Raw genomic sequence first — 3057 nt, 5'->3', positions numbered from 1 at the left:
CGGGCCGCCACGGCGCGCTGGGTGACGGCCGTGTGCACCGGCACGCTGATCCTGCACGCGGCGGGCCTGCTGCGCGGGCGCAGGGCCACCACCCACTGGGCCTACGCCGAAGAACTGGCCCGCGACCCGCAACTGACCCTGCTGCCCGACATGCGCTACGTGCGCGACGGCAACATCGTCACCTCGCAAGGGGTATCGGCGGGCATCGACATGGCCCTGTGGCTGGTGGGGCAGATTCATGACCGGGACCACGCCCGCGCCGTGCGCAGGCTGATCCAGTACGACCCGGCCCCGCCGTATACGGCGGAAGTGTAGGGCAGGAGCAGGGCGCCATCCCGTGCGACCACGCGGGAAGGCGCCCAAACGGAAAAAGGCGTACGCGGTTGCGTACGCCTTTTGGCTTGCGGTGGCGTCCCCAAGGGGATTTGAACCCCTGTCGACGGCGTGAAAGGCCGTTGTCCTGGGCCAGCTAGACGATGGGGACACCCTGTGCGCCTTTCGGCGCGGAAGAGACGGATACTCCGAAGGTGCGGTGTGCGTCAAGCGAAAAAGATGGCGGCGCGGCAAGAGAGTGCGGGGGGGGCGGCGGAAGGGGTCATTTCCTGCCGCTGGTACCGTCCCGTTCCGTGCGTCCAGCCTGCTGCTTCGCCGCGGCATCCCCGATCTCGCGGAACATGCGCACATAGCTGGCATAGGCGCGGCCCACGGGCGATTCCGGGTCGAAGGCGCCCAGCAACCCGCCCAGATTGTCCGGCCTGGGCGGCACGCGCGGCGGGGGCGCGCTGCGTTCCACGCGCACTTCGTCCAGCGGGGTGCGGCGCTGCAGCAGGTGCACCTCCACCCGCTCGAAGTATGGCCCGTCGGACACGTCGTCCATGAAGGCGTTCACCCGCTCCAGGATTTCCGGCGTCAGGAAGGTCAGATCCTGCATGGCCATGTTGTCCTCTGCCCCCACCAGCAGGATGCGCTTGCGGTGCCCCAGCGGGTAGGCCAGCACGGCGATGTCCGTGCCCATGACCATGTCCCAGTTCTCCCACAGGCGCACGAGGCGCATCCGTTCCGGTGCGCCGCGCCGTTCCAGAAAGCCCCGCAGGGCCTCGCCTATGGTCTTCACGACGACCTCCGGCGGGCGAGTGCTGCGTGGAGCATGCGGGGGAATAGAGGGCAGTTGAGCGTCATGGGCGCGGTGTAGCATGTCCGGCCCGGAAACGCACCGGGCACGGAAGGGGGGCGCCCGATGCGGCATGAAGGGATGCGACCGGATGCTTCGTCCCGGCCACGCGTTGCCGCAACACGAACGCCACATGCGCCAACGTGCGGGAAAAGCGCCGAAAACGTCACATGCAACGGAAACGTGACGTCGCCGTAACCTGATCTTCGCCCCGGTGCCCCATGAATACGCCAGCCGCCGGGGAGGGTGGCGCGCCCCGACCGTCATGCGGGCACCTGTCCACGGGCGGATGCGGGGCACCCGACCGCGCTGCGTTCCGGCACAACGGAATGCCGCCGGACGGGTTTCCGCCGCCGCGTGCGCCTTGCGTACGCCCCACCTTCCGCTAACAGCCCCGGCCCGCATCCACGCCGGACGGGTTCATCCCCCGGCATACTTGCCGCGGGCATGCTTCCCGCTGGCACACCCCAAGGATGGGCGCATGCTTTCCACCCTTTCGTTCCGCACCAAGCTCATCGCGGGTTCGCTGGCCATGGTGCTGGTGACCATGACGGCCATGCTGGTCACCAGCCTGGTGGACGCCCGGCGCGGCTACCTTGCGCAGGGGCGTGCATCGTTGCGCAACGTTTCGCAGATACTCATGGAATCCGCACGGTTTCAGGATACGCTGAACCGCAACAAGATCGGCTCCGACCTCAAGCTGATGCAGTTGCAGTTCGGCCTGGCCGGGTTCCCCATCCCAGAGATTTTCATGGAGGTGGAGGCCGACCTGCGCGATGCCGATACCGACCGGCGGACCAGGGCCACCCTGCCCGGCTTCAAGCTGGGGGCAACCTACCTGCACCAAGGCACGGACCTCGTGGATCGCATCCGCGACCTGGCCGGGGTGGGGGCATCGGTACTGCAACTGCACGAAGGGCGGCTGGTGCGCGTCAGTTCCAGCGTGGCCGATTCATCAGGCTCCGCCCGCTGGACGTTCCTCGGCAGGGAGCACCCCGTGACCGCGGCGGTGCTGTCCGGCAACGGCTTTACCGGCATGCTCAAGGTGGGCGGCGAATGGAACCTCGCGGCCTACGCCCCGGTAAAGGGTATGGACGGCAGCGAGATACTGGGCGCGGTGGAAGTGGCCCGGCCCCTGCTGACGCCGGAATTCGCCGCCGCCGTGGTGCGCCACAACGTGGGGGGCAAGGGGTACTCCTTTGCCTTCGACGGGGCGGGCATCATCCTCATCCATCCCGATTCGGCCATGGTGGGCCGTAACGTCTTCGACCTGCCGTGGGGTGCGGCGCTGCAGCAGGGGGGAACCGCACAGGCCCGGGGCGGTTCCGCCGTCCGTACGGACAATGGAGGCTCCCGCGTCATCGCCTGCGCCATCAACGGCGAGGAATACGAAGCCTGCGCCGACCGTTACGCCCCATGGGACGTCACCTTCGTCACCACCGTCAGCCGGGCCGACCTGATGGACGGCGTGGGCGAGCGGTTGTGGCGCGGTGCGGCCATTGCCGCCGCCGTGGCCCTGCCCGTGGCCGCGCTGGTCATCTGGCTGATGGTGCGCCAGCTGATGGTGCCCATGCAGCGGCTGGCCACCCTGGCCCAGCAGGTGGCGCGCGGCAACTTCGACTATACCTTCGACTACGCGGCGGACGACACCATCGGGGCCACGGTGCGGGCCGTGCAGGCCATGGTGGGCGAACTGCGCATGCGCCTGGGCTTCAGCCAGGGGGTGCTGGACGGGGTGGTGGTGCCCTGCGTGGTGGTGGACCTTGCCAACAACATCACCCACGTCAACGCAGAGGCGTTGGCGGTGTTGCGGCGCGCGGGCGCCCCGGCGCAATGGCTGGGCCGCCAGCTGGGCGAGCTGGTGTACGGCAACGCCGCCGACGCCG

General features: G+C 68.9%; 3 protein-coding genes and 1 tRNA gene. 2 read left to right on the top strand and 2 right to left on the bottom strand.

The window, feature by feature from the left end:
- The coding region (locus FVW20_RS10975; RefSeq protein ID WP_196609591.1) for a DJ-1/PfpI family protein at positions 1-315 on the top strand (315 nt) is incomplete at its 5' end.
- A gap of 92 nt (positions 316-407) precedes the next feature.
- Here the strand turns inward: FVW20_RS10975 and FVW20_RS10970 are convergent.
- Positions 408-484, bottom strand: a tRNA-Glu gene (locus FVW20_RS10970).
- 111 nt (positions 485-595) lie between these two features.
- Positions 596-1114, bottom strand: a complete 519-nt coding sequence (locus FVW20_RS10965; protein ID WP_196609589.1) for a DciA family protein — start codon at positions 1112-1114, stop codon at positions 596-598.
- A gap of 538 nt (positions 1115-1652) precedes the next feature.
- Here FVW20_RS10965 and FVW20_RS10960 point away from each other — a divergent pair.
- Positions 1653-3057: Cache 3/Cache 2 fusion domain-containing protein (locus FVW20_RS10960; RefSeq protein WP_196609587.1), on the top strand; the 1405-nt coding region annotated here is incomplete at its 3' end.

The organism is Nitratidesulfovibrio oxamicus (genome assembly GCF_015731765.1).
GTDB lineage: Bacteria > Desulfobacterota > Desulfovibrionia > Desulfovibrionales > Desulfovibrionaceae > Cupidesulfovibrio > Cupidesulfovibrio oxamicus.
The sequence above is the reverse complement of the archived record's forward strand: the minus strand, read 5'-3'. Positions and strand labels throughout refer to the sequence as shown.